The sequence below is a fragment of the Rhodopila globiformis genome (genome assembly GCF_002937115.1).
GTDB lineage: Bacteria > Pseudomonadota > Alphaproteobacteria > Acetobacterales > Acetobacteraceae > Rhodopila > Rhodopila globiformis.
On the sequence record NZ_NHRY01000254.1, the window covers coordinates 26,123 to 52,483 of the forward strand.

The window sequence follows — 26,361 nt, forward strand, 5'->3', positions numbered from 1 at the left end:
TCTCCTCAGGCCGCCGCGGCCAGGTCGGGTTCCGCCTTCGCCGCCTGCCAGTCCGTCCCCAGGTCCTCCTGCATGCGCAGCCGCGCCGATTCGATCACCGAGGACCAGTCATCCGCCACCAGGCTGAACGTCTCCGGCGACTGCGCCCGCTTCACATCCTCCGCCGGCCAGCCGGCCGCCTTCTTCGACAGGCTGTACACCAGCGCCCGCGCCACCCGCCGCGTGACCGCCCAGCCGGCGACGCTTCGGGCCACGCTGCGCATGCGTTCGTGGTTCAGCGCCGAGTCGAACTCCACCTCCAGTTGCGCCGCGACCGCCTGCACCGCCGGATATTGCAGGTTGACGAACAGCTGGTGCGAGGTCGGATAGAACTTTCCCGCCCGGCCGTTCAGGCCGCGTTCCTCGATCAGCGCCTCGTCATCCAGGCTGATGATTTCGGGCGGGCGCTCGAAATTCTTTTTCGGCGGCGGTGGCGGCGCCGGCGGCGTGGCGGGCTTCGTCTCCCCGGCCGGCTTTTCCGCCGGCGCCTTGGCCTCGGCCGGCTTGGGCGGCACCGCGCCCGGCGCCGGCTTGAACTCCGGCGCGATCTCCAGCTCCATCAGCAGCGTGCGCAGTTCGTCCTCGACCTCGCCGATGAACTGCTGCTGCTGCGGGCCGTGCGAGCGGATCACCGCCTTCAGCCAGCCGGGCAGGTAGGTCATCACCAGCTGGCCGAAATCGCGCAGGAACACCTGCCGCTGGTCGCCGCCGCGGAAGCGCAGGAACTGCCGGTAGGCCTCGGGGCGGACCAGGTAGTCGTCGGGCAGCTCGACGAACACCGAGCAGAACTTCGCGCCGAACGGGATGCCGTATGTCGGCGCGTCCAGCACCCAGCGGCTGCCGGTGCGCGGGTCGTAGATCTCGTTCTTGTAGACGATGCAGCCGATGGCGCCGGGGTGGCCGTGGCCGATGGCCGGCCGGCCGCCATCCTGCGCCTCCGGGTCGTAGCGGTAGTGGATGCGGATGCCACTGGGCGTCTCCACGACCTCGGACTGCGCCGCCAGCCGGACGAGGTCGTCCAGCGTCCGCAGCGTGCAGGGCGCCCCGCCGCCGGTGATCCCGGGCGACAGGCGGAGGGTCACCGCGGGCGGCGTGCGGAAGAAGCGCAGCAGCAGGGTGTCGAGCAGCCAGTCCGGCGCCATCCGCGGATTGCCGGCATAGGGGTCGACGACCGTGTTCTGCGCCGGCGACTGGCCGAACAGCACCACCTCGGTCCAGTCCTGCGACAGGTCGCAGCCCTCGGCGCGGCAGGCGGCGGTGACGTCGATCACCTCGATCGGGCTGCCGTCGGCGGCCTCGCCACGGCGCAGGCGGCCATAGACGCCGTCGCGCTGGCACATGATGACCTCGCTGGCGATGCCGTCCTTGCAGGAGCGATAGCGTAGCCCGTGCTTGTTCGACGGCAGCGAGGCGACCTTGGCGCCCATGCCGAAGTTGGCGTCGAGGCTGTTCTCCTTGTAGAGCGAAGAGGCAAGGTCGCAGATCCGGTCCAGCTCGGCCGCCGACATGCCGCGGCCGGTGTTGCGGACGCACAGCTTGGGCGCGCCGTCGATGGTGGCCGACGTGATGTCCACGACCTTGTCGGCTGTCGCGGTTGCCGCGGCTTCGATCGCATTCACCACAAGTTCACGAATCATCATGGTCTTTGGGCAGCGCTCGATCGTGCTGGACACGAGAAACGCTTCGTTGGCCACGCGCAGGGCGGCGACGGGGGCATGCACTGACATGGAAACTCCAGGCTGTGACGATCCTTCCGTAACAGGGTACGTACGGTTTAGCACTAATTTCGTGCAGGGCATGGGGAGAATTGCAATGCCTGTCGTTGATCGATACGGTTAGCGTCGTGGCCGGCGGCGGCGAGCGTGGCATTGGCGTCATCACGGGCACCGCCTTTGGCCGCCGGCGCAATGCAGGCTTGAACTGGATGATGGCGTCTTGCGTTTGTCCGCGTGTATGGCTACGCGAGCACCCTCTAAAAATGTGGACTCGCTGGTGCCGATGGCTGCGTGAGCGAGATCGTCTCCCTCTCCATCATGGCCTGGCGTGTCCCTATCGGACGCACACGCCTCGGGAATATCCGCAGGCCCGGACGATCGCCCGATGATCGAGGACGATCTTGTATCGTGATGGTCTGAGCAAGCCCGGCTGCCGGTCATGGCCTCGATCGCGGCAGGCGGCGGATGGCTGGCCATGAACTTGGCGTCTTGGCGTTTTATCGGTGCCATCCACCGCATGAACCACCGGCGGAGCGCACCCCTCCAGCGGAGCGCACCCGTCGCCGCCTGAACCGCTACGGCTTGGCATAGCCCCGGCCGGTGCCGGCATCATGGCTCAGCGGCGGCAGCGGCGCGATCTCGCCAACCACGAACAGATACACCGCCGCCCCCAGGACGCAGAACGCCCCCGCCACCACCAGCGGCACGACGAACGAACCGCTGGTGATCGTCAGCATGACGCCGGTGAACGTCGTCGTAACGATGCCGGCAAGGTTGGAGGCGAAGTTCTGGATGCCGCCGATGGAAGCGACATGGCCCGGTGTCGGCGCGACGTCGCCCGGCAGCGACCAGATGCTCGCCGCCGTGAACGCCAGGCTGCCATAGGCGATCGCGAAGCACAGCAGCGCCACGTAGACGTTCGGCGCGAACACTGAGAAGGTAATGACCGACGACATCAGCATGCCCCCGACCAGGCACGTCTTGCGCGCCGCCGTCAGGCTCCAGCCATGGCGGTACAGCCGATCGGAGACCAGCCCGCCGAGCCAGCCGCTGGGGATCGCCACCAGCCCGGGCAGCAGGCCCAGGGTGCCAAGCTGGGCCAGCGAAAAGCCCCGCGCCTTCACCAGGTACGTGGGAAACCAGGTGATGAAGAAGTAGATGACGAAATTCAGGCAGAAAAAGCCGATCATCATGCCCCAGATCGTCCGGTAGCGGAACAGGGAGCTCCAGGGGACATGCGCCTCCGCGGCGCCCTTTGCCCGGCGCTCGGCCTGCAGGCGCGCCAGTTGCTCCGGCGCCACCGAGGCATGCCGTTCGGGATCGCGGTAGATCAGGATCCAGGCCACCGCCCAGACGACGCCCAGTGCGCCAGTGACGACAAACGAGGTCTGCCAGCTGAACGCGCCGATGAGCCAGGCGACCAGCGGCAATGACAGGGCGGCGCCGATGCGCGAGCCGCTGTCGAAGATCGCGGACGCCAACCCGCGCTCGTTGCTGGGGAACCAGTTGGCCGCCACCTTGGCCATCGAGGGATAGGCCCCGGCCTCGCCCACGCCCAGCAGCAGCCGGCAGCCCAGCAGCGTCGCGGCGCTGCGGGCCGCTGACGTCAGCGCGGTGAAGACCGACCACCACAGCACCGCCACCGCCATCGAGATGCGCGCCCCGACCCTGTCGGCGAACCAGCCGAACGGCATCTGCATGAACGAATAGGTCCAGAAGAATCCGCTCAGGATGAGGCCCATCGTGGCCGCGTCGAGCCCCAGTTGCTGCTGCATCGTCGGCGCCGCGACGGCCAGGTTGGCGCGATCGATGTAATTGATCGTGTTCGCCAGGCAGCACATGATGATCATGATCCAGCGTGCTCTGGGCATGGGTTTCCGTCCCTTGGTTATTATTGCCGTGCCGGCTCATGCGCGGCCGGCCCCGAACGCGTCCGCGGCAAGGCTGCCGGACGCCTGAACGCGGCCTGGCATCATGCCGTTCCTGAACCATGAGATGGATATCCGCCAGCGCGCCGGACGGCAACGCCCTGGTCAGAACTCGCGCCCGCGCAGCAGATGCACCGGGATCGACACGCCGGCGCCAATGGCGAACAGGGTGAAGACGACATGCAGCACGGAGATCGTGCTGGTCACCAGCAGCGCCTCGGGGTTGACCGGATGGGCGCGGGTCAGTTCGAACATCTCCAGCAGCGCCTGGGCAAAAAAGGCGCCCGGGATCATCGGAATGCAGCCGGCGACAGCCACCGCCGGGGCCGCGGTGCCGAGCTGGCGGCGCAACAATCCGACGGCGCAGGCGGTGACCGCGGCCGACGCCACCAGCGACGCGGCTTCCAGGTTCCAGCCGGCATTGAGCGCGACGGTCCTGATGGCCAGCGCCATCGCGCCGCTCGCGGCGCACCAGAGCAGCGCCGCGCGGCCGAAATTGAACAGCACGCCGAAGCCGGCCGCGGCGATCCCGCCGAACGCCGCGTACTGCGCGACGTGCGCCAGCATCGGAGTCACAGCAGCAGCCCCAGTACGCCCTGGGCGGCGAAAATGCCAGTCGTGGTGAACACCATGACCATCAGCACCGACACCGCCCGGGCGCTGCCCATCGTCGGCAGGCCGTCCAGGATGTCTGCCTGGGCATTGGTGGCGGGAATGCCGGGCACCAGCAGCAGGGTCGATGCGATGGCGGCAAGATTCACCGTCCCGCTGCCGGCCAGCCGCGCCAGCGTGCCGCACAGGAAGGCGGCGGTGAACGCGGTCGTTACGATGGCAACGTAGGGATTGATGCCGCGCGCCAGCAGGCCGTGCCGCACGAACTGCCCGGCGCCGCTGGCCGCGAATACCGGCAGGAACGCCAGGCGGTCGACCCCCAGCAGGCCGCCGAACGCCACGCAGGCCAGGCCGACGGCGCCGACGACGACCCCCAGCGGATGGCGCGGCGAGGTCGTCACCGTGGCATCCAGCTGCGCCATGATATCCGCGGGCGGCACGGCGGATTGCGCCGCCGTCACCACCAGCCGGCGGACCGCCTGGTTCAGCCGGTGGTCCATGCCGTGGCGGTGCACCGTCACCATCCGGGTGATGGTGTTGGCGCCGCTGACCAGCGTCACGGTGATCGAGGCGTAGCCGACGCGCGTGCCCATGATCTCCACGCCCAGGCCGGTGGCGAGCAGCCGGCAGCATTCGTGCACGGTCATCGCCCGGCTGCCGGTTTCCATCAGCATCCGGGCACAGGCCAGACAGGCCATGGCGATCTGCTCGAGGTCGCGGTGGCGGTGATGGTGCGGATCGTGCACGTCCGGAATGGGTGGCGCGGCAGGCAGGGTCATGGATCAACCGTTTCGTGATGGTGCGGCGCCGGCGTGGCGCCGGCGGCGTCCTTCAAGCGGAGATCGTGCCGCCCTGTCCACCGCGCCGTGGCGCATCGCCCACCGGGTGGCCGCGCGGGTGGCTGTGCTGGAGGGCTCGGCTATGGTGGAACAAGCACAACGGCGTCATCATGCCGCGAGGCGTGGCTGTGATCCGTGTTCCGGCAACGGGAATCGGTCTATGGGTGTCAGGCTGTGGAGCACTGTGCCACAGGGCCGGAGGGCACGCCGCGATCGTCCAATGGCTTTCAACCCAATAAGAACAACACAGGAGGTCCAGTCATGCGAATTCCGTTCCTGCCCCTGCTTGCCGCCTGCGCCGTCGCCATTCCGCTGGCGGCACAAAGCCAGGCGCTCGACCAGGGCAACAAGACCAGCAAGATCGCGTTCACCTACACCGGCGAGATCCTGCCGGGGCAGGAGCAGGCCTTCAGGGAGACCGTGAAGAAGGTCATTGCGGCGGTGCATCGCGAGTCCGGAACGCTGGCCTATTACTGGAGCATGCGCGCGGACGGCAAGACCTTCGACGTCCTCGAGATGTACAAGAACTCAGATGCCGTGGTCGCGCATGTCAAGGACGTGCTGCCGCAGTTCGGCAAGGAACTCGGCGAGACGCAGAAGGAAATACGGTTCGTGGTCTATGGCGATCCGGACGCCGCGGCGAAAAAGGCGATCGAGCCGCTGCATCCCGACTATGAATCGCCGTTTGCCGGATTCATCCGCTGACGCTACGGCGGACTGTCATCAGCCCCGGACGCTGGCGACAGTCCGCCCGCTTCGGCCCGGGACGTTGCTGTGGGCGATTTGTGTTGCCAGGCGGCGCCGGGCTTCTATGGTCGTGCACGCGCGCGGAGGCAACCGGCTGGTGCCCGTCCGAACATCGGGCCCGCAGCATGATCGGCAAACACTCCGTTGCGTAAACAAAAAACAGGGGGAACATTCATGAACCAACGTGATTGGCTGCTTCGGGCACTGGCAGTCGCAGCCCTGCTGATCGGAACCGCCCCGTTGGCCAGGGCGGCCGAGCTGGACGGCAACGCGCTGCTCAAGGCCAACCAGGACCCGAATGACTGGGTGATGTACCACGGAAACTATAATTCCTGGCATTACAGCGCGCTGGATCAGATCAACAGCAGCAATGTCAAGCAACTGCAACTTGTTTGGATGCACAACCCGGGCGCCAGCCCGCACGGCGGCATCCAGTCCTTCCCGCTGGCGATCGACGGCACGATCTATTACACCACGGCCGGCAGCCAGATCTGGGCGATCAACGGCGCGACCGGCGAATTCCTCTGGACCTTCAAGCCGAAAATCAATGAGGACATTTCGACGGCCACGCCGTACAACCCGTACAACCGCGGCGTGGCGGCGGGCTACGGCAACCTCTATGTCGGCACCACCGACGGCCGGCTGATCGCGGTCGACATGAAGTCGGGCCAGCCGCAGTGGGATGTCAAGCTGATCGACGTCGCCAAGGGCGCCAAGGGCTTCACCGGCGCGCCGCTGGTGGTGAAGGACAAGGTGATCATCGGCGCCAACGGCGGCGAGCTGGCCGGCTGCTGCGGCCCGATCTTCGGCGTCGACGCCAAGTCCGGCAAGAAAGTCTGGCAGTTCGACACCATCGGCGGCGACGAGCGCTCCCGCGCAAGCTGGGGCAACGACAGCTGGAAGACCGGCGGTGGCGGCGGCTGGATGACCGGCACCTATGACCAGACCACCAACACCGTCTTCTGGGGCACGGCAAATCCCGCGCCGGACTACGACCTCGAGCGGCGGCCCGGCGACAATCTCTATACCTCGGGCGTTGTCGCGCTGGATCCCGACAGCGGCGCGCTGAAGTCGTTTTTCCAGGAAGTGCCGCATGACAGCTGGGATTTCGACGGCGCGGTGGGCGAGTTCGTCATGCTCGACCGTGGCGGCCAGCACTACGTCGTCCACCCCAACAAGGGCGGCTACATCTACGTCTACAACCGTGACATCGGCGAGGGACCGCTGAAGGTCGAGAACGTCTGGCATCTCGGCGAAACCTCCAACTTCGTGACGGGGGTCGATCCCCACACCGGCAAGCTGGAGGGGCGGAAGGACATCACCATTGGCAAGCACGACAATGTCTGCCCGGCAGTCGACGGCGCGATCAGCTGGAATTCCGGCGCCTACAGCCCCGACACCGGCCTGTACTACAAGATCGGCCAGGAATGGTGCCAGAACATGGAGGCGCAACGACTGCGCAAGCCGAACGACTACTCCGGCGAAGTGTACATGAGCGCCACCTACACGCCGATCGCGCCGCCCGGGCACGCGGCGGCGTATGGCCACATCAACGCCACCGACCCGATCACCGGCAAGAAAGTGTGGGAGGTCAACTACAAGTATCCGCCCATGGCCAGCCTGCTGGCGACCAAGGGCGACCTGCTGTTCGTGCCCGGCGCCGACGGCATGCTGGACGCGCTCGACGCCAAGACCGGGCAGAAGCTCTGGTCGCACAACGATGGCATCGGCCACGACGGCGGGATCATCACCTACGCGGTGAACGGCAAGCAGTACATCGCCGTGACGACCGGCTGGGGCTCCTATGTCTCGCAGAACCTGGCAATCCTGTTCGGCGAGCCGTTCAAGAGCATGCCGATGAACGGCGGCACGCTCAACGTCTACGCGCTGCCGTAGCGGCGCAGCGTGGCGGCCGGGGAACCCACGGTCATCCGGCCGTGGGTTTTTCGTTGCGGCATGACGGGGGTGGTGCGTTCGATCGGCATGTGCAACTACAGCATGCGGTGATACGGCCCGGCCGCCGCGGCAGCGGTGCCCACTGTTCTCCGGCGGTGCTTGCCGCACCGGCCGATTTTCAACACGGAGGGAGCGAAGGATTCACGGAAGGCCACGAAGACATTCCGGAAAAACAACACTCTCGGCCGGTTGGCTTCATGCGGCAATGCCGGGCGCTTCGCGCGAAGCGCAACGTTATTCTTCTCCGTGGCGCTTCGTGGACTCTTCGTTTTCTCCGTGTTGAAATGCGGTGTCAGCCACGCCCCGGCCCCATCTGGGTTGGCAAGCCGGCCCGGCCGAGCCTGCGGTGCGTCACCCCGCACATCCAGAACAGATATTAAATTATCCCAACAAACTGGAACAGCAACCCCACCCCTCACGCCTCCGACCGGATCCGCCGGAACGCCGTCAGCGCCCGTTCCCGCCCGGCGCCCAGGTCGACGACCGGTTCCGGATAGGTCTGGCCAAGCGTGATCCCGGCCTGCGATAGGACCGGCCGCGGCGCCTCCCACGGCGCATGGATGTGGCGCGCCTCCAGCCTGGCCAGCTCCGGCACCCAGCGGCGCACATAGTCGCCCTCGGGATCAAACTTGCGTCCTTGCAGCACCGGATTGAAGATGCGGAACCATGGCGAGGCGTCGGCGCCGCAGCCCGCCACCCACTGCCAGTTGCCGGCATTGTTCGCCAGGTCCGCGTCCACCAGCGTGTCCCAGAACCAGGCCTCGCCCTGCTGCCACGGGATCAGCAGGTGCTTCACCAGGAAGCTGCCGACGATCATGCGCACCCGGTTGTGCATCCAGCCGATCCGCCACAGCTGGCGCATCCCGGCATCGACGATCGGCACGCCGGTGCGGCCCTGCTGCCATGCCGCGAGGCCCGCCGGGTCGTCGCGCCAGGGCATGGCGGCAAACGCCGGCTTCAGCGGCGCGTCGGGCAGGATCGGGTGGTGCCACAGCAGGTTGGCGCAGAATTCCCGCCACAGCAGTTCCCGGATCAACAGCTCCCGGCCCTTGCCGCCGGGGCCGCGCTGCGCCATGTGCCACAGTTGCACGACCGAGATCTCGCCGAAATGCAGGTGCGGCGACAGCATCGAGGTGCCGTCGTCGGCCGGCCGATCGCGCGCGGCGGGATAGGCGCCAAGGCCGTGCCGCAGGAAGGCTTCGGCGCGCTCCAGGGCGCCATGCTCGCCCGGCGTCCAGGCCGCGCGCAGGCCCGCCGCCCAGTCGGGCTTCGCCGGCAGCAGGTCCCAGTCGCCGAGCCGCTCCGAGTCCCGCGCCGCGGCACGCAGGCTGCGCGGCGCCGGCAGCGGCGGCTTCGGGCCACCCAGCGCGAGGCAGGCGTTGGCGAACGGCGTATAGACGCCATAGGCGCCGCCGGCCTTGGTGCGGATCGACTCGGGATTGAACAGCGTGGTCGTGCGCATCCGGTGCAGGCGCGCGCCCTGGCTGCCCAGCGCCTCCGCCGCCGCCTGGTCGATCCGGCGCGCCCAGGGATCCGCCATGCCGCCGGTGAAGACGTCCGCCGCCCCGCTCTCGCCAACCAGGCCGGACAGGACCGCCACGCTGTCGCCGCGGCGCAGCACGAGCCGGGCGTCGAGCCCTTCCAGCGCCTGTCCCAGCGCCGCCAGGCTGTGGTGCAGCCACCAGCGCGCCGCGCCGCCGGGCTTCCAGGCGCCGGAGGCGGCATCGTCCAGGATGAACACCGGCAGGACCGGGCGTCCGGTCTCAACGGCGGCGTACAGTGCGGCGTGGTCGGCAAGGCGCAGGTCGTTGCGGAACCACAGGATGGCGGGTCGATCGGCGGCTTTGGTCATGGCTCCCATGTAGCGATGGTTCCGGCGGCGTCATCCGGAAATCGCGTCGGAGCCGCACCGCCCCAATCAGTCCGGATCGGGGCCGGTGACTGCGGCATAGCCGCTGCCGAAGGCCGCGTCGCGCTGCCGGAAGGCGTGCTTGACGCCGTGCTCGCGCATCGTCTCGCGGAAGGCGCGTGCCTTGGGGGCGAGATGGCCGCGGGCGTCGATCTCGGCGCCGATGCGCTGGGCGGTGCGCGCGCCCATCAGCTCCAGGCCCAGGTTGACGATCCGCTTGTTGGCCGACAACAGGTGCGGATCGACCAGGCCCATGCGGTTGGCCAGCCGCATCACCTCGGCCTGCAACTGGTCCGCCGGATAGGATTTCAGCGCCAGGCCGATGGCGGCGGCGTCCTTGCCGGTCAGGCTGTCGCCGGTCAGCAGCAGCCGCTTCGCCCATTGCGGGCCACAGTGATACAGCCACATCGAGCCGGGCGGCGTGCCGAGGTCGCGCGTCGGCGGAAAGCCGATGCGGGCATCGTCGGCGACGATGATCATGTCGCAGAACCAGGCCAGCTCGGTGCCGATGCCGATGCAGGTTCCATGCACCTGCGCAATGACCGGCTTGTGCATGTCGAAGATCTGGATGCGCAGCCGCTGGCCTTGCTCCAGCCGCCAGACGTCGTCGTCGATTTCCTGCCGCCCGCGATACTCCGGGCCGCGGCCGCTGGAGTATTCGGTCAGATCGGCGCCGGCGCAGAAATGCGGGCCGGCGCCGCGCAGCACGACGCAGTGCACCGCGTTGTGCTCGTCGGCCTCCAGCAGCGCGGCATTCAGTTCGCGCAGCAGCGCGCCGCTCAGGGCGTTGCGGCGCTCGGGCCGGTTCAGCGTGAGGATCGCGGTGGTGCCGCTGACCTCGTAGGTGATCTGCTCGAAATCCATGCTGTCCGTCCTCCGGTTGATTTTTTGCTGTGCCGATCTGTGTTGCTTCATGGCGGCGCCATCGGCGGTTGGCAAGGTTGGGCCGGCGATGCCGCGATGTCGAGGACGTGTCTTGGACCCGCGGCCTTGCATCACCACCATGAGAGCACGCGCATTCGGCAGGCTTTGTGGTCCGTGCCGATTGCGCCGGTGCCCGCCGGCCAAGGTCCTGGCTCGACCGCTGCGGGCGAAGAGTCAGTCGTTTCCGGAACGTCATCGGTTCCTGCCGCATCGGCGGAATCGCCGGAGACGGAGAGGCAAGAGGTGGCAAGATGAGCCGTGTTTTCCCGCGTCTGGCCGCGACCGTCCTGCTGGTGACGCTGACCGCGGGCTGCGCGGCCGGGGGGCCGTACGGCTATGGCTACGGTTACGGCTATGGCGCTCCCTACGGCTATGGCTATCCCTATGGCTATGGCTATCCCTATGGCTATGGCTATCCGTTCGGCCTCGGCTTTGGTTACGGGGTGTGGGGAGGGCGCTACTACGGCGGCTATTATCATCATTTCCATCCCGGTTTCGCCGGCCCGCGCGGCTACGGGCGCTTTGGCGGGTTCCATGGCGGCGAGTTCCATGGCGGCGGGTTCCACGGCGGTGGGTTCCACGGCGGTGGGTTCCACGGCGGCGGGTTCCACGGCGGCGGGTTCGGGGGGCACCACTGACCGGCATCGTCAGGCCGGTTGACGCGCGCGCTGTGCCTTCCGCTCCTGGCCCCGTGTGAACCGGCCGATATCCATCCTGCAGACGGCACGCCCCGCTGCGTTCCGTGCCCATGCTCACAGCATTGCGCACGATCATATAATTGACGGGGTCAACTATATGGCTAACCTCCATCCAGGGAGGGATCAGCATGCGCCGGCAGCCCGTTCCATCACCAACCGAAACGGTCGCGGCGGTGCGCGGGTTCAGCCGGTTCTACATGCGCCAACTTGGCCTGCTGGACGAAGGGCTGCTGCACAGCGGCTTCCAGCTGACCGAGGCCCGCATCCTGTATGAACTGGCCTGCGGCACCACGCTGACGGCAACGCAGCTTTGCCGCGATCTCGGGCTGGACGCGGGCTACCTCAGCCGCATCCTGAAATCATTCGAAATGCGGGGCCTGATCAGCCGATCGGCCGCGCCGCACGATGGCCGGCAGTCGGTCATCGCCCTGACCGAGGCCGGCCGTGCCGCATTCGCGCCGCTGGACCGCGCGTCGCAGCAGCAGGTCCTGTCGATGATCGGGCGCATGGCGCCGGCGCAGATGGCGGACCTGATCGGCGCCATGCAGACCGTCGAGCGGCTGATGCGTCACGACGCGCCGGCGCCGTGTGTGCTCCGGCCGCCGCGTCTCGGCGACATCGGCTGGATCATCCACCGGCAGGCGGTGCTGTACAACGCGGAATACGGCTGGGACGAAAGCTTCGAGGCGCTGCTCGCTCAGATCTTTGCCGAAATGATGCCGGCATTCGACCCGCGCCACGACGGCGGCTGGATCGTCGAGCAGGACGGCGCGGTCATGGGATCGGTCTTCGTCGTCCGCGTCTCCGACGCCGTGGCGAAGCTGCGGCTGCTGTATCTCGAACCGGCGGTGCGCGGAACCGGCCTCGGGCGGCGGCTGGTCGGGGAATGCATCCGTTTTGCCAAAGAAAAGGGATACCGGACCATCACGTTGTGGACAAACGATGTGCTGGTGCCGGCCCGGCGGATCTACCAGCAGGCCGGGTTCCGCTGCGTGGCGGCGGAACCGCAGCGCGCGTTCGGCCAGGACGTCGTCAGCGAGACCTGGGAACTGGCACTGTAATATCAACGATCCGGACCAGTGACCTGTCCTGGGTTGTGCCGCGGTGATCGGTTCGGGCCGCCCTGTCTGCATGACCAGTCCAGCACGATCATACCATTTGTGTTCATTCGTGGTCGATTTTCAAAACGATCTCAGCCCCGGTGTGGGTGTCTGGTTGCGGCATGAAAACAACCATAAATGTACACAAATGTTCTCCGGTTTCAACCGCTCTGCCCCGTAACGGACATTGGCCGGCGAGACCGGCTCCCGCCATGCCGAAGCGAAAGCCGCTGACGGTCCGGCCCTCAGTACGCCAGAACGGCGCGCCCCCACCGGGATGCGCGCCGCCCTTGCTGAATCGCCGCACCTTTTGCGGCTCCTTTCCCTCGACAGAACGGGCGCGGGTTCCGGCCGGCATCGCCTTCCCCGCGCCCCTCCCTCACGCCTCCACGGTCTGCTGCACCAGCACGCGCTCCGGATCACGCAGCACCACGTAGATCGCCGGGATCACCAGCACCGTCAGCAACGTTGACGACGCCAGCCCGAACAGCAACGAGATCGCCAGCCCCTGGAAGATCGGGTCGCTCAGGATCGTCGCCGCCCCGATCATCGCCGACAGCGCGGTCAGCAAAATCGGCTTGAAGCGGATCGCCCCGGCCTCCAGCACCACCTGCCGCAGCGTCATCCCGGCCTGCGGCGTGTGGCGGATGAAGTCGATCAGCAGGATCGAGTTACGCACGATAATCCCCGCCAGCGCGATGAAGCCGATCATCGAGGTCGCGGTGAACGGCGCGCCGAACAGCCAGTGGCCGAACACGATGCCGATCAGCGTCAATGGCACCGGCACCAGCACCAGCAGCGGCAACTTGAAGCTGCCGAACTGCGCCACCACCAGCACGTAGATCCCCACCAGCGCCACCATGAACGCCCCGCCCATGTCGCGGAAGGTGACGTAGGTGATCTCCCACTCGCCGTCCCACAGGATCGACGGCTTCGACTCGTCGTCCGGCTGGCCGCGCAAGGAAACCGTCGGCCGCGGCAGCTTGCCCCAGTCGTGCGCCTCGACCGCCTTGTCGACCGCCAGCATGCCGTAGATCGGCGCCTCGAACCGGCCGGCCAGCTCGGCCATCACCATGTCGGCGAAGTGCCCGTCGCGGCGGAACAGCACGCGGCTGCCCATCTCGTTCTTGGCCTGCACCACCTCGCCCAGTTCGACCACGCCGCGAGCACCCGGCAGGGTGTTGGCCGGCACCGGCGTGGAGGCAAGCTGCTCCGTCCAGCTCTGGTCGCGCTTCGGCAGGCCGACGACGATGTCCAGCGGATAGCGGTCCTCGCCGCGGTAGGAGTAGCCAACCGGCAGGCCACCGAACAGCGCCTGTATGGTGTCGTACACGTCGCTCTGCTCGACGCCGAAGTATTCCAGCCGGTCCTGGTCGATCGAGATGCGCAGCCGCGGCCGCGGATGGCCGAAGCTGTCATCGACATCGACGATGAACGGCACGCTGCGGAAGATCTTCTTCAGTTCCTGCGCGGTGGCCAGGCGGGTGGCTTCATCGGGGCCATACACCTCGGCCAGCAGCGTCGCCAGGACGGGCGGGCCGGGCGGCACTTCCACCACCTTGATCACGCTGCCCGCGGGCAGCTTCAATTCCGCGTCCAGGCGATGCCGCAGATCCAGCGCGATGGCATGGCTGCTGCGGTCGCGCTGTTCCTTCGGCTGCAACTGGACATGCAGCTCGCCCAGTTCCGGCGATTGCCGCAGGTAGTAGTGGCGCACCAGGCCGTTGAAGTCGAACGGCTGCGCGGTGCCGGCATAGGCCTGCATCTCGGTGACCTCCGGCAGTGCGCGGGCGACGCGGTCGGCGGCGAACAGCGCCTGTTCCGTCGTCTCCAGGCTGCTGCCTTCGGGCAGGTCCACCAGCACCGTCAGCTCCGACTTGTTGTCGAACGGCAGCAGCTTGACCGTCACCGCCTCGAAATAGAACGCCGAGCAGGCGACCAGCGTGGCGCCGCCGACGAGCAGCAGGAAGGTCCACGCCCGCTTGCGGCTGGCGACCAGCGGGGTGGCGACGAAGCGGTAGACCCGGCCGAACCAGCCCTTGTCATGCCGTCCCGCGTGGCCGTGCAGCGGCGTTTTCGGCGCCAGCTTCAGCATCATCCAGGGCGCGATCACCATGGCGACGACGAACGAGATCATCATCGCCGCCGAGGCGTTCGCCGGGATCGGCGCCATGTACGGCCCCATCAGCCCAGAGACGAACAGCATCGGCAACAGCGCCGCGACGACGGTCAGGGTGGCGACGACGGTCGGGTTGCCGACTTCCGCCACCGCCTCGATCGCCGCCTGGGCGCGGCCGCGTTTGTCGCCCATCGCCCAGTGGCGGGCGATGTTCTCCACCACCACGATGGCGTCGTCCACCAGGATACCGATCGAGAAGATCAGCGCGAACAGGCTGACGCGGTTGATCGTGTAGCCCATCGTCTTGGAGGCGAACATCGTCATCAAGATGGTGGTCGGGATCACCACCAACGTCACGACGCCCTCGCGCCAGCCGATGGCGAAGGCGATCAGCACGACGATCGAGACGGTCGCCAGCGCCAGGTGGAACAGCAGTTCGTTCGCCTTGTCGTTGGCGGTGGTGCCATAGTCGCGGGTGATGTTGACCGAGACGTCGGACGGCACCAGCGTCCCTTCCAGGGTCTTGAGCCGCTCGCGCACCGCCGCCGACATCACCACCGCGTTGGCGCCCGGGCGCTTGGCCAGCGCCAGGCTGACCGCCGGGGCGCGGTGCCAGGTGCCGGACTTGTCGCGGGTGATGTTCCAGACGCGCGCATCCACGGGACTCGTGCCCACCACCACGCGCGCCACGTCGCGCACATAGACCGGCCGCCCGTCGCGCGTGCCGATCAGCAGCAGGCCGATGTCGGGCACGCCCAGCAGGGTCTGGCCTGCGGCGACCGAGCGCTCCACCCCGGCGTCGCGCACGTGCCCGGCGACGAAGGAGCGGTTGGCGTCGCGCACCTTGGCGACCAGTTGCTGCAAGGTGACGCCGAACAGCGACAGCTTCTCGGGATCGGGCTCGACGCGGATTTCCTCGGGATCGTCGCCGGCAATGTAGGTGATCCCCATGTCCGGGATCTTCACCAGCTCGGTCTGCAGCTTCTGCGCCAGTTGCGTCAGGTCCGCCTGGGTCCAGCGATTGGCGGCGTCCGGCTTCGGCGACAGGGTCAGCACCATCACCGCGACGTCGTTGATGCCGCGGCCCACCACCAGCGGCCTTGGGATGCCGATGGGGATGCGGTCCAGGTTGTTGCCGATCTTGTTGTTCACGCGCAGGACGGCGTCGTCCTCGTTGGTGCCGACGACGAAGCGCGCCGTCACCATCACCTGGTCGTCCTGCGTCTGGCTGTAGATATGCTCGACGCCGGGGATGGCGGTCAGGATGGTTTCCAGCGGCTTTGTCACCAGCTCCGCCGCGTCGGCGGCATGCAGGCCGTTGGTGGACACCATCACGTCCACCATCGGCACGTGGATCTGCGGATCCTCCTCGCGCGGGATGGTCAGGATGGCGATCAGCCCGACGGCCAGCGCCGCGAGCAGAAACAATGGCGTCAGCGGCGAGCGGAGCGTCGCCTTCGTCAGCCGTCCGGAGAGACCGAGGTTCATGGCGCGACCAGTACGTCGCCGTTTTGCAGGCCGGAGAGGATTTCAACCCCGTCCGGCATCTGCGGCGTCGGCATGTCGCGGCCGCGCTGGACCGGGATCTCGATCACGGTGCCGTCGCTGGCGCGGCGGTTGACGTAGCTCAGGCCGAAGCGGCTGTGGATCAGGTGCTCGGGGATGACATAGCCCGGGCGGTCGCCGGCGTTGACCCAGACGCGGATGCGCTGGCCGACGAAGTAATGGCCGATGCCGGGCGCGGTGGCGTCGGCGATGACGCGGCCGTCCTGGATCTGCGGATAGACCAGCTCCACCGTACCGAACACCGGGCCTTCCGTGCCCAGGTCGGCGCCGTCGAGGCGGACCTTGTCATTGACATGGATGAACTTGGCATGCCGCTCCGGCACGCTGAGGCGCAGCACGTAGTTGGCCTCGGCGACGCGGGCGATCGTGTCGCCGGCCATCACCACGGTGCCCTGGGTCACCGGCACCTGCAGCACGCGCCCGTCCCTTGGCGCCAGCACCGCGCCCTCGCGCATCTGCTGCACCACCACGTCGCGCTCGGCGATGCGGGCGGCCAGCGAGCTGCTGGCCACGTCCAGCGCGGTGCGCGCCTGGTCGAGCGCCTGGCGCGAGCCGGCGCCGCTGCGCGCCAGGGATTCGGCGCGCCTGAAGTCAACCTGGCCCTCGGCGAGCTGCGCCCGCAGACCCTGGATCTGGGCATCCAGCGCGTGGATCTGCAGTTGCAGCTTCTGGTCGCCGACGACGGCGAGCTGCTGGCCCTCCTTCACTTCGTCGCCGTAATGCGCGGTCAGCTCGACGACGGTGCCGCCGATACGCGCGCGCGCCGGCACGACGTTGCGGCTTTCCACCGTCGCGAACACGGCTTTTTCGTCCGCCAGCGGACGCAGCGCGACGGTGAACGTCGTTTGCGCATGCGCCGCGGTGGCCAGCGCGAGCAGCGCGGCGGCGAGGCCAGTCAGCTTGAACATGGATGTCTCCCGGGGTGTGCCGTCAGCGCGTGGTCGGCAGTCCCGCGGCCTTCCACGCCGACAGTCCGCCACGCATGTGCGTGTTCACCGGCACGCCCGCCTGCCGGCAGCGCGACACCGCCATGGCCGAGCGCTTGCCGCCGAGGCAGGTCAGCACGACCTCGCCCTTCGGCAGCGCCTCCGGGTTGAACCGCGACAGCGGCATCGACTGGGCGCCGGGGATTCGCTCGGCGGCGATTTCGTTCGGCTCCCGCACATCGACCAGGATGATCTCGCCGCGCCCAAGCCGGGCATTCACCTCCGCGGGGTCGAGCTCGATCAGGCTGGGCTGCGACGAGGCGGACTTTTTCCAGAACATTACTTGGTCTCCGTAGGGGTCTTCGTTGGGGTCCTTTGGGCCGCCGCAGGCTCACGCAGCGGCGGTTTCGACTCCGCCGGGGCGGGCACCATGCCGCAGATCGGCGTCGGCGAGCAGTAGATCGCGAACAGCGTTTCCAGCACCTGCTGCGCCGGGCACGAGGCGATCGAGTAATAAATCGTCTGCGCCTCCCGCCGCGCCTGCACCAGGCCGTCTTTGCGCAGCAGGGCGAGATGCTGCGAGACGGTGGAATCGCGGGTCTTGAGGAATGCCGCCAGATCGCCTACGGAACGTTCCCCGTCGACGAGCTGGCACAGGATCAGCAGCCGATGGCGGTTGGCAAGCGACTTCAGCAATTCGCTTGCCTGCTCGGCTGCATTCTCCATGGCGTCTGGCTCTATTTTCATGGTTGCGAAGATACGCATCTTCGTATATAAGGTCAAGCATCAACTGCAACCCGGAGTGACTGACGCTCCGGGCAACATAGAGGGAAACGGAATATGGCGGATGTCGTGGTCCTGGGAGCCGGCCTTGGCGGCACGCTGATGGCCTATGAGCTCGTTCCGCAGCTCCGTGACGGCGATACGCTGACCCTGATCAACGACGGCAAGCACTATCATTTCGTGCCGTCCAACCCCTGGGTCGCCGTCGGCTGGCGGGAGCGCAAGCACCTGGAGATCGACCTGGAGGACATCATGCGGCGCAAGGGCGTGCGGCTGCTGCCGCAGGGCGCCGAGCGCGTGTTCCCGAAGGAGAACCGGATCGCCCTGCGCGACGGGAGTTCCGTACAGTACGACTACCTGGTGATCGCCACCGGCCCCGACCTGGCGTTCGACGAGATCCCGGGCTTCGGGCCGGAGGCGCACACCCAGTCGATCTGCCACATCGACCATGCCGAGCAGGCGTGGCAGGGGTTCCAGGAATTCTGCAAGAACCCGGGGCCGATCATTATTGGCGCGGCACCGGGGGCGTCGTGCTTCGGGCCGGCGTACGAGTTCGCCTACATCGTCGACCGCGAGCTCAGCCGGCGGAAGATGCGCGACCGGGTGCCGATGACGTTCGTCACGCCCGAGCCGTATATCGGCCACCTGGGCCTGGACGGCGTCGGCGACACCAAGGGCCTGATGGAAAGCGAGTTCCGCGAGCGGCACATCAAGTGGATCACCAACGCCCGCGTCACGGCGGTGGGCGAACACAGCGTCACGGTCGAGGAAGTCGACGAAGACGGCAAGCTGCGCAAGACGCACGAGCTGCCGTCGGGCTATACCATGCTGCTGCCGGCGTTCCGCGGCGTGGCGGCGGTGCGCGGCATCGACGGGCTGAGCAACCCGCGCGGCATGATCATCGTGGACCAGCACCAGGCCAACCCGACGTTCCAGAACGTCTTCGCCATCGGCGTCTGCGTGGCGATCCCGCCGACGGGGCCGACGCCGGTGCCGGTGGGCGTGCCGAAGACGGGTTTCATGATCGAATCGATGGTCACCGCCACGGCGCACAACATCGGGGCGCTGCTGCGTGGCCAGGCGCCGCGTGAGCAGGCCACCTGGAACGCGGTGTGCCTGGCCGACTTCGGCAACGGCGGCGTCGCCTTCGTGGCGCAGCCGCAGATCCCGCCGCGCAACTTCAACTGGTCCGGCCGCGGCACCTGGGTGCATTTCGCCAAGGTCGCGTTCGAGAAATACTTCCTGCACAAGGTGCGCACCGGCAACGCCGAGACGATGGCCGAGAAGGTCATGCTGCGGGTGCTCAATGTCGCCAAGCTGAAAGAGACGAAATTCGACCCCGTGTAACGAGCTGTATCATGACCAACGCCACCACTCTTGTCTGCCCGCACTGCGCCACGCTCAACCGCGTTCCGGCTGATCGGCCGGCGGCGCAGGCGAAGTGCGGGGGCTGCCACAAGGCGCTGTTCGAAGGCCAGCCCGTGCCGGTGGATGAGGCCGGGTTCGAGCGGCACCTGCAGCACGACGGCATCCCGATCCTGCTGGATGTGTGGGCGCCGTGGTGCGGGCCGTGCCGCTCGATGGCGCCGATGTTCCAGCGCGCCGCCGGCGTGCTGGAGCCCGGGGTGCGGCTGCTGAAGCTGAACTCGGATGAATCGCCGCGGGTGGCGACGCAGCTTGGGGTGCGCGGCATCCCGGCGCTGTACCTGTTCCACAACGGCCGCACGGTCGCGCAGACCGCGGGCGCCCGCGACACCAACGCCATTGTCGGCTGGGTTCGGCAGAACCTGGCCGGGACGAATGTTTGATAGGGGAAATCAATGACTCTGGACAATGCGGTGCTGAGTTTCGCCGGTACGGTCGTTCTGGTGGGCCTGGCGCTTGGCTGGTTCGTCAGCCCGTGGTGGCTGCTGCTGGTGGCGTTCGCCGGGCTGAACATGGTGCAGGCCGGTTTCACCGGGTTCTGCCCGGCGGCGATGATCTTCAAGCGCCTCGGCCTGAAGCCCGGCTGCGCCTTCAACTGATCCTGCCTGCGCGCCGCGCAGGTCAAACTGGAGACTGAGCATGGAAAAGAATATCGGCAAGACCGACCGGATTGTCCGCGCCGTCGTCGGCGTCGCCCTGATCCTCTGGGCGCTGACCGGCGGTCCGGTCTGGGCCTGGATCGGCATTGTGCCGCTCGCGACGGCGGGAATTTCGTTCTGCCCGGCGTACAAGCTGCTCGGCATGCACACCTGAGCGGGGATCGGTCATGCTGAACGACTGGGGCGCGATGGCGCGCGACTACTCGGTGCAACTGCGCGACGTGCGCGGTGGCCTTCCGGACGTGATGAAGGGCTTCTCGGCCACTGCGCAGGCGGCGCTGAAAGCGAATGCGTTGGATACCAAGACCAAGGAACTGCTGGCGCTGGGAATCGCTGTGGCGATCCGCTGCGATCCGTGCATCGCGTTCCATGCGGAAGCGGCGGTGAAGCAGGGGGCGACGCGCGAGGAAATTTTCGAGACCGTCGGCCTCGCCATCTACATGGGCGCCGGGCCGAGTGTGATGTACGCGGCCAAGGCGCTGGAAGCGTTCGACCAGTTCGCGTCGAAGACGGCGTGATGCGCGGCTGAGGTGGTTGCGCCCGGGGTGTCTGCGCCCCGGGCGCGTTCCTGTTGGGCGGGTGGCCGCGACAGGGCCTGCAGGCCTACAGATCTCGAAACGATCGAAGACCGGATACTGGCCAGGCAGCATGCCCCGTCCCAGCGCTTGAAGCTGGAAGATCTGGCTGAGGCAGTCCTGTCACCGCGGACAGGACGGTGCCTGCTGCACCGGCGGAGACTGATACGCATGACACCAATCTTCCGCTTCGCATCGACGGAAAATCACCCGATGCGCGGGCCGCGGCAACATTCCCCCAGTATATCGTATCGATATTTTACCGAATCCGCCAGATCGCGATGCCGGCATGGATTTTCGATTGCCTGGCCGTATCGGCCATCCCGGATCGGGCGAAGCGCCTTGCATCCGGTCGGCAATGCTCGCAGGATGGGCAAGGATAATTATCCCAACACGGGGAGGCTGCGCCACATGCCTATCCAGACCTATGCGCTGCATCCGGGCTTCGCGGCCGAGGCCAGCTATCGCGACCTGTCGGAACGGCTCGACGACACCGTCATTGCCGCCATCGGGGCGGCGCTTAAGACCTATCCGGTCCTTGTCTTCCGTGACCAGCACCTGACCGACGCCCAGCTGCGCGATTTCGCCCTGCGCTTCGGCCCGCTGGAAATCGGCCGCCCGGCGGCGCGGCCCGGGCGGCGGCGGCTGGCCATTCCGCAAATCGGCGACGTCTCCAATCTCGATGAAGACGGCAAGGTCCGAGCCCTGACCGACAAGCGGCGGCTCGACAGCCTGGGCAACCGGCTGTGGCACACCGACGCCTCCTACATGCCGGTGCCGGTCGTCTTCGGCTTTCTGCACGCGGTGACCCTGCCGCCGCCGTCTCCGTTCGGCAACGGCGAAACCGAGTTCGCCGACATGCGCGCCGCCTATGACGCCCTGCCGCAGGCCACGCGCGACGCCATCGATCCGCTGGTCGCCGAGCACGACATCTTCTGGTCGCGGGCGCAGATCGGCTTTACCGACTTCGAGCCAGGGGACCGGGAAAAGTATCCGCCGTCGCCCCAGCGCCTGGTGCGGCGGCATCCGGTGACGGGACGGAAGAATTTGTACCTGTCCGCGCACGCCTCGCACATCGTCGGCTGGCCGGTGGCCGACGGGCGCCTGCTGCTGCTGGACCTGACCAGCCACGCCACCCAGCCGGGCTTCGTCTACAGCCATGACTGGCGCGTCGGCGATTTGCTGATCTGGGACAATCGCTGCACCATGCATCGCGGCCGTCCGCACGACGAAATGCAGCCGCGCGACCTGCGCCGGGCCACGATGCTGGATACGGCATCGACGCTGGATGAGGCCGCCTGACGGCCGCGGGGGACGAGGCCGTCTGGCGGCCGGCGCGGCGGAAGGGAGGGGGAGAGCATGGGCCAGGCGTTAACCGGCATACGCGTCATCGACATGACCCACAACCAAGCCGGGCCGGCCTGCGCGCAGATCCTGGGCTTCCTCGGCGCCGACGTGATCAAGCTGGAGGAGCCGAAAGGCGGTGACGTCGCCCGCGTCAACATGCGCGACCGGCCGGACAGCGACAGCCTGTTCTTCCTGCTGCTGAACGCCAACAAGCGCAGCCTGACGCTGAACCTGAAATCCGCCGATGGCAAGGCGCTGTTCCGCAAACTGATCGCGGAGTCCGACGTGCTGCTGGAGAATTTCGGCCCCGGCGCGCTGGACCGCCTGGGGCTGGGGTACGAGACGCTGGCGAAACTGAATCCCCGGCTGGTCTACGCGACGATCAAGGGCTTCGGCACCTATGGCCCGTACAGCGGCTACAAGAGCTTCGAGCCGATCGCCCAGGCGATGGGCGGGGCGATGGCGGTGACGGGATTTCCCGAGAACCCGCCGACATACATGTTCCCCGCAATCGGCGATTCCGGCACCGGCATGCACATGGCCATCGGCATCCTCGCGGCGTTGCAGCAGCGGCATGCGACGGGGCAGGGGCAGCATGTCGAGGTTTCCATGCAGGATGCGGTGGTCAACCTGATCCGCGTCAGCCTGCGCGACCACCAGCGCTTCGGCCATCCGCCGCCGCGCACCGGCAACCAGCTCGGCCAGACTGTGCCCGGAACGACCTATCCGTGCGCGCCGGGCGGGCCGAACGACTACGTGTTCATCTACGCCCAGCCGCAGATGTGGAAACCGTTCCTTGAAGCGATCGAACAGCCGGCGCTGGCGGAGGATCCGCGGTTCGCGACGCCCGCGGAGCGGTGGCGGAATCGCGCGGCGCTGAACGCGATCATCGCCGCCTGGACGCGACGGCGCGGCAAGCACGATGTCATGCAGATACTCGGCGCGGCCGGCGTGCCGTGCGGCGCCTGCCAGGACACCGGCGAGGTGCTGGCCGATCCGCACCTGCGGGCGCGGGCGATGGTGGTGGACGTCGATTACCCGGCGCGCGGGACCTACCAGACCGCCGGCTGCCCGATCAAGCTGTCGGCGTCCCCGGCCGAGGTTACGCGTCCGCCGCAACTGGGCGAGCACACCGCCGAGGTGCTGGCGGCGCTGTGCGGCGTTGGGGCGGAGGAACTGGAGCGGCTGCGGCAGGATGGCGTGGTGTAGCGGCGATGCTTCGCGCTGCCCGCGGGGCGGCCTGCCGCGGCGTCAGTGCGGCAGCACCGGCAGCAGCACGCGGGCCGCAATCAGCAGCAGCACCAGCAGGACCGCCGCGCGGATCAGCCCGCCGAACATCCGCACCACCGTCACGACCAGCAACGCCGCCAGCGCCAGCATCAGCACCGTCTGCCACTCGGCCGGCACCCCCAGCGTCGTGAGTTGCGCGCGCAACCACAGCTCGACCGCCGTCAGGCCGGAAACCGCGGCGTCGCCAAGCCGGGCAAGAAGTTGCAACATCGAATTGACTATCTGGGTGAAGGCGCCCACACGACCCTCCTGCGCAACAAATGCGACCGTTCGGGGGATGCATACCAGCTTCTGCGGACCCTGTCGTCACCGGGCCGAGACGCTCGGGCCCCTACGACGGGGCCGGCATGGCGACCGCCAGATCCGCCGCCGCCGTGTGCAGCCGTTTGTCGCGCGTGAACAGGCGCGCGGCGGAAAGCCGGGCGGATGCCAGCAGATGCACGTCGATATAGCCAAGCCCGCCGCCGAACAGGGTATTCCGCTCGATCAGGTCCAGTACCTCGGCATTCCGCGCGACAACGGCTTGCGGCAGGCCATGCAGCGACCGCAGGATCGTGTCGCGCTGGCGCAGGTTCCCCGTTGCCAGTTCGCCGATGACGAACGGATGGCTCAGCACCCGCGCCTGCTGCAGCAGGTCAGCCAGAATCGCATCGCCCTGCCGCAGATGATCGATCCAGACGGACGTGTCGACCAGGATCAAGCCGCTTCGGACCGCCGCCGCGGCGCAACCGTCAGGTCCGGCTCGCTGCCACCGAGGCGGGCGAGGCGGCGGGCGCTTTCACGTTCGATCAGGGCCTTCAGTGCCTCCCGCACCAAGGTGGATTTCTCCTGTAAGCCGGTGAAGTGCTGGGCTTCCTGGACAAGTTCGTCGTCCAAGGCCAGGGTGGTGCGCATTGTGATCTCCTTTTGAGGCACATAATATAGCATCATCTGATGTCATATTCAATGCTTCTGCCGCGCCACGGTGACGCCCGCCGCCAATGGCGCTAAACGTCGCGGCAAAGCCGCCCAACAAACCGGAGGAAGCCCCGATGTCCGCCATCTCGATGAATTTCGCCTCGCCCCGCATGCTGCTGGTGGCCGGCGGCGCGGTGCGACAGCTTGCCGATGTGCTGGCGCGGTTCGGCCTGTCGCGGCCGCTGGTGGTGACCGATCCGTTCATGGTCGGCTCCGGCCATGTCCGCCACTGCCTGGAGCCGCTGGAGCGCGCCGGGCTGGCGATCGCCGTGTTCAGCGACACCGTGTCGGACCCGACCGACATCGTGGTCGAGGCCGGCGTCGAACGGCTGGAGGTCGGCGACTACGACTGCCTGATCGGCTTCGGCGGCGGCTCGCCGATCGACACCGCCAAGGCGATGGCGATCCTGGCGGCGGGCGGCGGCAAGATGCGCGACTACAAGGCGCCGTTCGCCGCCGACAAGGGCGCGCTGCCGGTTATCGCCGTGCCGACCACCGCGGGGACGGGCAGCGAGTGCACGCGGTTCACCGTGATCACCGATACCGAGCGCGACGAGAAGATGCTGATCGCCGGCCTGGGCGCGCTGCCGCTGGCTGCCGTCGTCGACTACGAGCTGACCTTCTCGGTGCCGCCGCGCACCACCGCCGATACCGGCATCGACAGCCTGACGCATGCGCTGGAAGCCTATGTCTCGAAGCGCGCCAACCCGATCTCGGACGCGCTGGCGCTGTCGGCGATGGCGCTGATCGGTGCCAACATCCGCACCGCCTATGCCGAACCGCACAACGCCGCGGCGCGCGAGGCGATGATGCTGGCGGCGACCGAGGCGGGGCTGGCGTTTTCCAACAGTTCGGTGGCGCTGGTGCACGGCATGTCGCGGCCCATCGGCGCACATTTCCACGTGCCGCACGGGCTGTCGAACGCCATGCTGCTGCCGGCAATCACGCGGTTTTCCGTGCCCGGCGCCGCGGCGCGCTATGCCGAGGCGGCGCGGCGCATCGGCTTCGCCCGGGACGGCGACAATGACGACACCGCGGCGGCGCGGCTGGTCAGCGGGCTGGAGGCGCTGAACCGCGACCTGTCGGTGCCGACGCCGGCGGCATACGGCATCGACGAGGCAGCCTGGACGGGCAAGATGGCGCTGATGGCCGAGCAGGCGCTGGCCTCGGGCAGTCCCGGGAACAATCCGCGGGTGCCCTCGGCCGAAGAGATCGTCGGCCTGTACCGGGAGGTGTGGACCGGGGCGGCGGCGAACCGGTAGCGGGCGGCCCGGCAGGGGCCGCCGCGCCGCGGCGCCCGCCAGGCGGCGTCCCCCTCAGTCCCGGAACACTACCGTACGTGTGCCGTTGATCAGCACCCGCCCGTCGAGCTGCCAGCGCAACGCCCGCGACAGCACCCGCCGCTCGATGTCGCGGCCCTGCCGGATCAGGTCGTCCGGCGAGGAGACATGGCTGATCCGCTCCACGTCCTGCTCGATGATCGGCCCTTCATCGAGCGCCGCGGTGACGTAGTGTGCCGTCGCGCCGATGATCTTCACGCCGCGGCGGTGCGCCTGGTGATACGGCTTGGCGCCCTTGAACCCGGGCAGGAAGGAGTGGTGGATGTTGATGCACCGCCCGTCCAGCTTCGCCGCCAGGTCGTCCGACAGCACCTGCATGTAGCGCGCCAGCACCACCACGTCGGTGTTGGTCTGCTGCACCAGGGCCCAGACCGCGGCTTCCTGTTCTGCCTTCGTTTCCTTGGTGACCGGCAGGTAGTGGAACGGGACGTCGCGCAGGTCGATGTGCTGGTAGGTCTCGCGCGGATGGTTGGAGACCACCGCGGCAATCTCCATCGGCAGTTCGCCGATGCGCCAGCGGTACAGGATGTCGGCCAGGCAGTGGTCGAATTTCGAGACCATCAGCATCACCCGCAGCAGCTGCGCCCGGTCGCGCAGCGTCCAGGTCATGCCGAATCGCCCGGCGATGGCGGCGAGGCCGGCGTGCAGCTTCGGCAGGTCGAGCCGGTTCTTCGGGTGGTCAAGGACGATTCGGGCGAAGAAGCGGCCGCTTTCGGTGTCGTCGAACTGCTGCGATTCGCGGACGTTGCCGCCGTGCTCAAAAATGCAGGTGGAAACCGCGGCGACGATGCCGGGACGGTTTTCGCAGGTCAGGGTATAAATGTACTGGATCACGGAACGGCGGGCTCCATCGGAAATTCGGCGCATGCGCCAATCGCCGCAGGCTATGGCATCGATTGCCGATGCG

At 67.7% G+C, this 26,361-nt stretch carries 27 protein-coding genes; 12 read left to right on the forward strand and 15 right to left on the reverse strand.

Annotation, left to right across the window (positions count from 1 at the left end; translation table 11 throughout):
- Positions 1–5 precede the first annotated feature (5 nt).
- The 4 genes from CCS01_RS26695 to CCS01_RS26710 all read right to left on the reverse strand — a co-directional run bounded on the left by CCS01_RS26695 (position 6) and on the right by CCS01_RS26710 (position 5,073).
- On the reverse strand, positions 6–1,766 hold the full coding sequence (locus tag CCS01_RS26695; RefSeq protein WP_104521810.1) for an ATP-binding protein: 1,761 nt from the start codon (positions 1,764–1,766) through the stop codon (positions 6–8).
- A gap of 563 nt (positions 1,767–2,329) precedes the next feature.
- Positions 2,330–3,625, reverse strand: a complete 1,296-nt coding sequence (locus CCS01_RS26700; protein WP_104521811.1) for an MFS transporter — start codon at positions 3,623–3,625, stop codon at positions 2,330–2,332.
- Positions 3,626–3,787: 162 nt separating this feature from the next.
- Complete coding sequence (locus tag CCS01_RS26705) at positions 3,788–4,249, reverse strand: threonine/serine exporter family protein (protein ID WP_104521812.1); 462 nt, start codon at positions 4,247–4,249, stop codon at positions 3,788–3,790.
- Between the two features lie 5 nt (positions 4,250–4,254).
- A complete protein-coding gene (locus CCS01_RS26710) occupies positions 4,255–5,073 on the reverse strand; it encodes a threonine/serine exporter family protein (protein ID WP_104521813.1) in 819 nt (272 codons plus the stop codon).
- Positions 5,074–5,394: 321 nt separating this feature from the next.
- On the opposite strand from CCS01_RS26710, the gene CCS01_RS26715 reads away from it, so the two are divergent.
- Together CCS01_RS26715 and CCS01_RS26720 are read left to right on the forward strand one after the other, a co-directional pair.
- On the forward strand, positions 5,395–5,838 hold the full coding sequence (locus CCS01_RS26715) for a putative quinol monooxygenase (protein WP_104521814.1): 444 nt from the start codon (positions 5,395–5,397) through the stop codon (positions 5,836–5,838).
- 216 nt (positions 5,839–6,054) lie between these two features.
- Positions 6,055–7,776 carry a pyrroloquinoline quinone-dependent dehydrogenase gene (locus tag CCS01_RS26720; RefSeq protein WP_104521815.1) on the forward strand — a complete coding sequence of 574 codons (1,722 nt, stop codon included), beginning with the start codon at positions 6,055–6,057 and terminating at the stop codon, positions 7,774–7,776.
- 475 nt (positions 7,777–8,251) lie between these two features.
- On the opposite strand, the gene CCS01_RS26725 is transcribed toward CCS01_RS26720, so the two are convergent.
- Complete coding sequence (locus tag CCS01_RS26725; protein WP_456307623.1) at positions 8,252–9,688, reverse strand: cryptochrome/photolyase family protein; 1,437 nt, start codon at positions 9,686–9,688, stop codon at positions 8,252–8,254.
- Positions 9,689–9,754: 66 nt separating this feature from the next.
- A complete protein-coding gene (locus tag CCS01_RS26730; protein ID WP_338050005.1) occupies positions 9,755–10,750 on the reverse strand; it encodes a crotonase/enoyl-CoA hydratase family protein in 996 nt (331 codons plus the stop codon).
- 170 nt (positions 10,751–10,920) lie between these two features.
- Between CCS01_RS26730 and CCS01_RS34465 the strand changes: the two genes are divergently transcribed.
- Both CCS01_RS34465 and CCS01_RS26740 read left to right on the forward strand, forming a co-directional pair.
- Positions 10,921–11,307, forward strand: coding sequence for a hypothetical protein (locus CCS01_RS34465; RefSeq protein ID WP_193540171.1), 387 nt, complete (start codon positions 10,921–10,923; stop codon positions 11,305–11,307).
- 188 nt (positions 11,308–11,495) lie between these two features.
- Positions 11,496–12,428: a bifunctional helix-turn-helix transcriptional regulator/GNAT family N-acetyltransferase gene (locus CCS01_RS26740; RefSeq protein ID WP_104521818.1), complete on the forward strand. Its 933-nt coding sequence runs from the start codon at positions 11,496–11,498 to the stop codon at positions 12,426–12,428.
- 103 nt (positions 12,429–12,531) lie between these two features.
- On the opposite strand, the gene CCS01_RS33235 is transcribed toward CCS01_RS26740, so the two are convergent.
- Genes CCS01_RS33235 through CCS01_RS26760 form a run of 5 tightly spaced genes read right to left on the reverse strand, consistent with a single transcriptional unit; the run spans position 12,532 to position 17,804 of the window.
- The gene (locus CCS01_RS33235) at positions 12,532–12,825 is read right to left on the reverse strand and encodes a hypothetical protein (RefSeq protein WP_146101981.1); all 294 of its coding nucleotides are present in this window, start codon (positions 12,823–12,825) and stop codon (positions 12,532–12,534) included.
- A 21-nt stretch (positions 12,826–12,846) separates the two neighbouring features.
- Entirely contained in the window at positions 12,847–16,074 is a 3,228-nt protein-coding gene (locus CCS01_RS26745; protein ID WP_104521819.1) for an efflux RND transporter permease subunit, read from the reverse strand.
- Positions 16,071–17,060 carry an efflux RND transporter periplasmic adaptor subunit gene (locus CCS01_RS26750; RefSeq protein WP_104521820.1) on the reverse strand — a complete coding sequence of 330 codons (990 nt, stop codon included), beginning with the start codon at positions 17,058–17,060 and terminating at the stop codon, positions 16,071–16,073. The genes CCS01_RS26745 and CCS01_RS26750 overlap by 4 nt, the downstream gene beginning before the upstream one ends.
- Before the next feature lie 22 nt (positions 17,061–17,082).
- On the reverse strand, positions 17,083–17,418 hold the full coding sequence (locus tag CCS01_RS26755) for a rhodanese-like domain-containing protein (RefSeq protein ID WP_104521821.1): 336 nt from the start codon (positions 17,416–17,418) through the stop codon (positions 17,083–17,085).
- Positions 17,418–17,804, reverse strand: coding sequence for an ArsR/SmtB family transcription factor (locus CCS01_RS26760; protein WP_338050006.1), 387 nt, complete (start codon positions 17,802–17,804; stop codon positions 17,418–17,420). Before CCS01_RS26760 ends, CCS01_RS26755 begins: the two co-directional genes overlap by 1 nt.
- A 114-nt stretch (positions 17,805–17,918) precedes the next feature.
- Here CCS01_RS26760 and CCS01_RS26765 point away from each other — a divergent pair, with 114 nt between their 5' ends.
- The 7 genes from CCS01_RS26765 (at position 17,919) to CCS01_RS26795 (ending at position 23,076) form a co-directional block, all read left to right on the forward strand.
- Positions 17,919–19,208 carry an NAD(P)/FAD-dependent oxidoreductase gene (locus CCS01_RS26765; protein WP_104521822.1) on the forward strand — a complete coding sequence of 430 codons (1,290 nt, stop codon included), beginning with the start codon at positions 17,919–17,921 and terminating at the stop codon, positions 19,206–19,208.
- A gap of 11 nt (positions 19,209–19,219) precedes the next feature.
- The gene (gene trxC / locus CCS01_RS26770) at positions 19,220–19,669 is read left to right on the forward strand and encodes a thioredoxin TrxC (protein ID WP_104521823.1); all 450 of its coding nucleotides are present in this window, start codon (positions 19,220–19,222) and stop codon (positions 19,667–19,669) included.
- A 12-nt stretch (positions 19,670–19,681) separates the two neighbouring features.
- Positions 19,682–19,885 carry a YgaP family membrane protein gene (locus CCS01_RS26775; RefSeq protein ID WP_104521824.1) on the forward strand — a complete coding sequence of 68 codons (204 nt, stop codon included), beginning with the start codon at positions 19,682–19,684 and terminating at the stop codon, positions 19,883–19,885.
- 40 nt (positions 19,886–19,925) lie between these two features.
- A complete protein-coding gene (locus tag CCS01_RS26780; RefSeq protein WP_104521825.1) occupies positions 19,926–20,099 on the forward strand; it encodes a YgaP family membrane protein in 174 nt (57 codons plus the stop codon).
- Between the two features lie 13 nt (positions 20,100–20,112).
- Positions 20,113–20,463: a carboxymuconolactone decarboxylase family protein gene (locus CCS01_RS26785; RefSeq protein ID WP_104521826.1), complete on the forward strand. Its 351-nt coding sequence runs from the start codon at positions 20,113–20,115 to the stop codon at positions 20,461–20,463.
- 468 nt (positions 20,464–20,931) lie between these two features.
- Positions 20,932–21,822 (forward strand): TauD/TfdA dioxygenase family protein, encoded by an 891-nt coding sequence (locus tag CCS01_RS26790; protein WP_158258621.1) that lies wholly within the window; start codon positions 20,932–20,934, stop codon positions 21,820–21,822.
- 57 nt (positions 21,823–21,879) lie between these two features.
- Complete coding sequence (locus tag CCS01_RS26795) at positions 21,880–23,076, forward strand: formyl-CoA transferase (protein ID WP_104521828.1); 1,197 nt, start codon at positions 21,880–21,882, stop codon at positions 23,074–23,076.
- Between the two features lie 42 nt (positions 23,077–23,118).
- On the opposite strand, the gene CCS01_RS26800 is transcribed toward CCS01_RS26795, so the two are convergent.
- From CCS01_RS26800 to CCS01_RS26810, 3 genes are all read right to left on the reverse strand, one after another.
- The gene (locus CCS01_RS26800; protein WP_146101982.1) at positions 23,119–23,367 is read right to left on the reverse strand and encodes a hypothetical protein; all 249 of its coding nucleotides are present in this window, start codon (positions 23,365–23,367) and stop codon (positions 23,119–23,121) included.
- 121 nt (positions 23,368–23,488) lie between these two features.
- The gene (locus CCS01_RS26805; protein WP_104521830.1) at positions 23,489–23,857 is read right to left on the reverse strand and encodes a type II toxin-antitoxin system VapC family toxin; all 369 of its coding nucleotides are present in this window, start codon (positions 23,855–23,857) and stop codon (positions 23,489–23,491) included.
- Positions 23,854–24,051 (reverse strand): type II toxin-antitoxin system VapB family antitoxin, encoded by a 198-nt coding sequence (locus CCS01_RS26810; RefSeq protein ID WP_104521831.1) that lies wholly within the window; start codon positions 24,049–24,051, stop codon positions 23,854–23,856. The genes CCS01_RS26805 and CCS01_RS26810 overlap by 4 nt, the downstream gene beginning before the upstream one ends.
- Positions 24,052–24,188: 137 nt before the next feature.
- On the opposite strand from CCS01_RS26810, the gene CCS01_RS26815 reads away from it, so the two are divergent.
- Complete coding sequence (locus CCS01_RS26815) at positions 24,189–25,376, forward strand: iron-containing alcohol dehydrogenase (protein ID WP_193540172.1); 1,188 nt, start codon at positions 24,189–24,191, stop codon at positions 25,374–25,376.
- A gap of 54 nt (positions 25,377–25,430) precedes the next feature.
- Here CCS01_RS26815 and purU read toward each other — a convergent pair whose 3' ends face one another.
- Positions 25,431–26,321, reverse strand: coding sequence for a formyltetrahydrofolate deformylase (gene purU, locus CCS01_RS26820; RefSeq protein WP_104521832.1), 891 nt, complete (start codon positions 26,319–26,321; stop codon positions 25,431–25,433).
- Between the last annotated feature and the right edge of the window lie 40 nt (positions 26,322–26,361).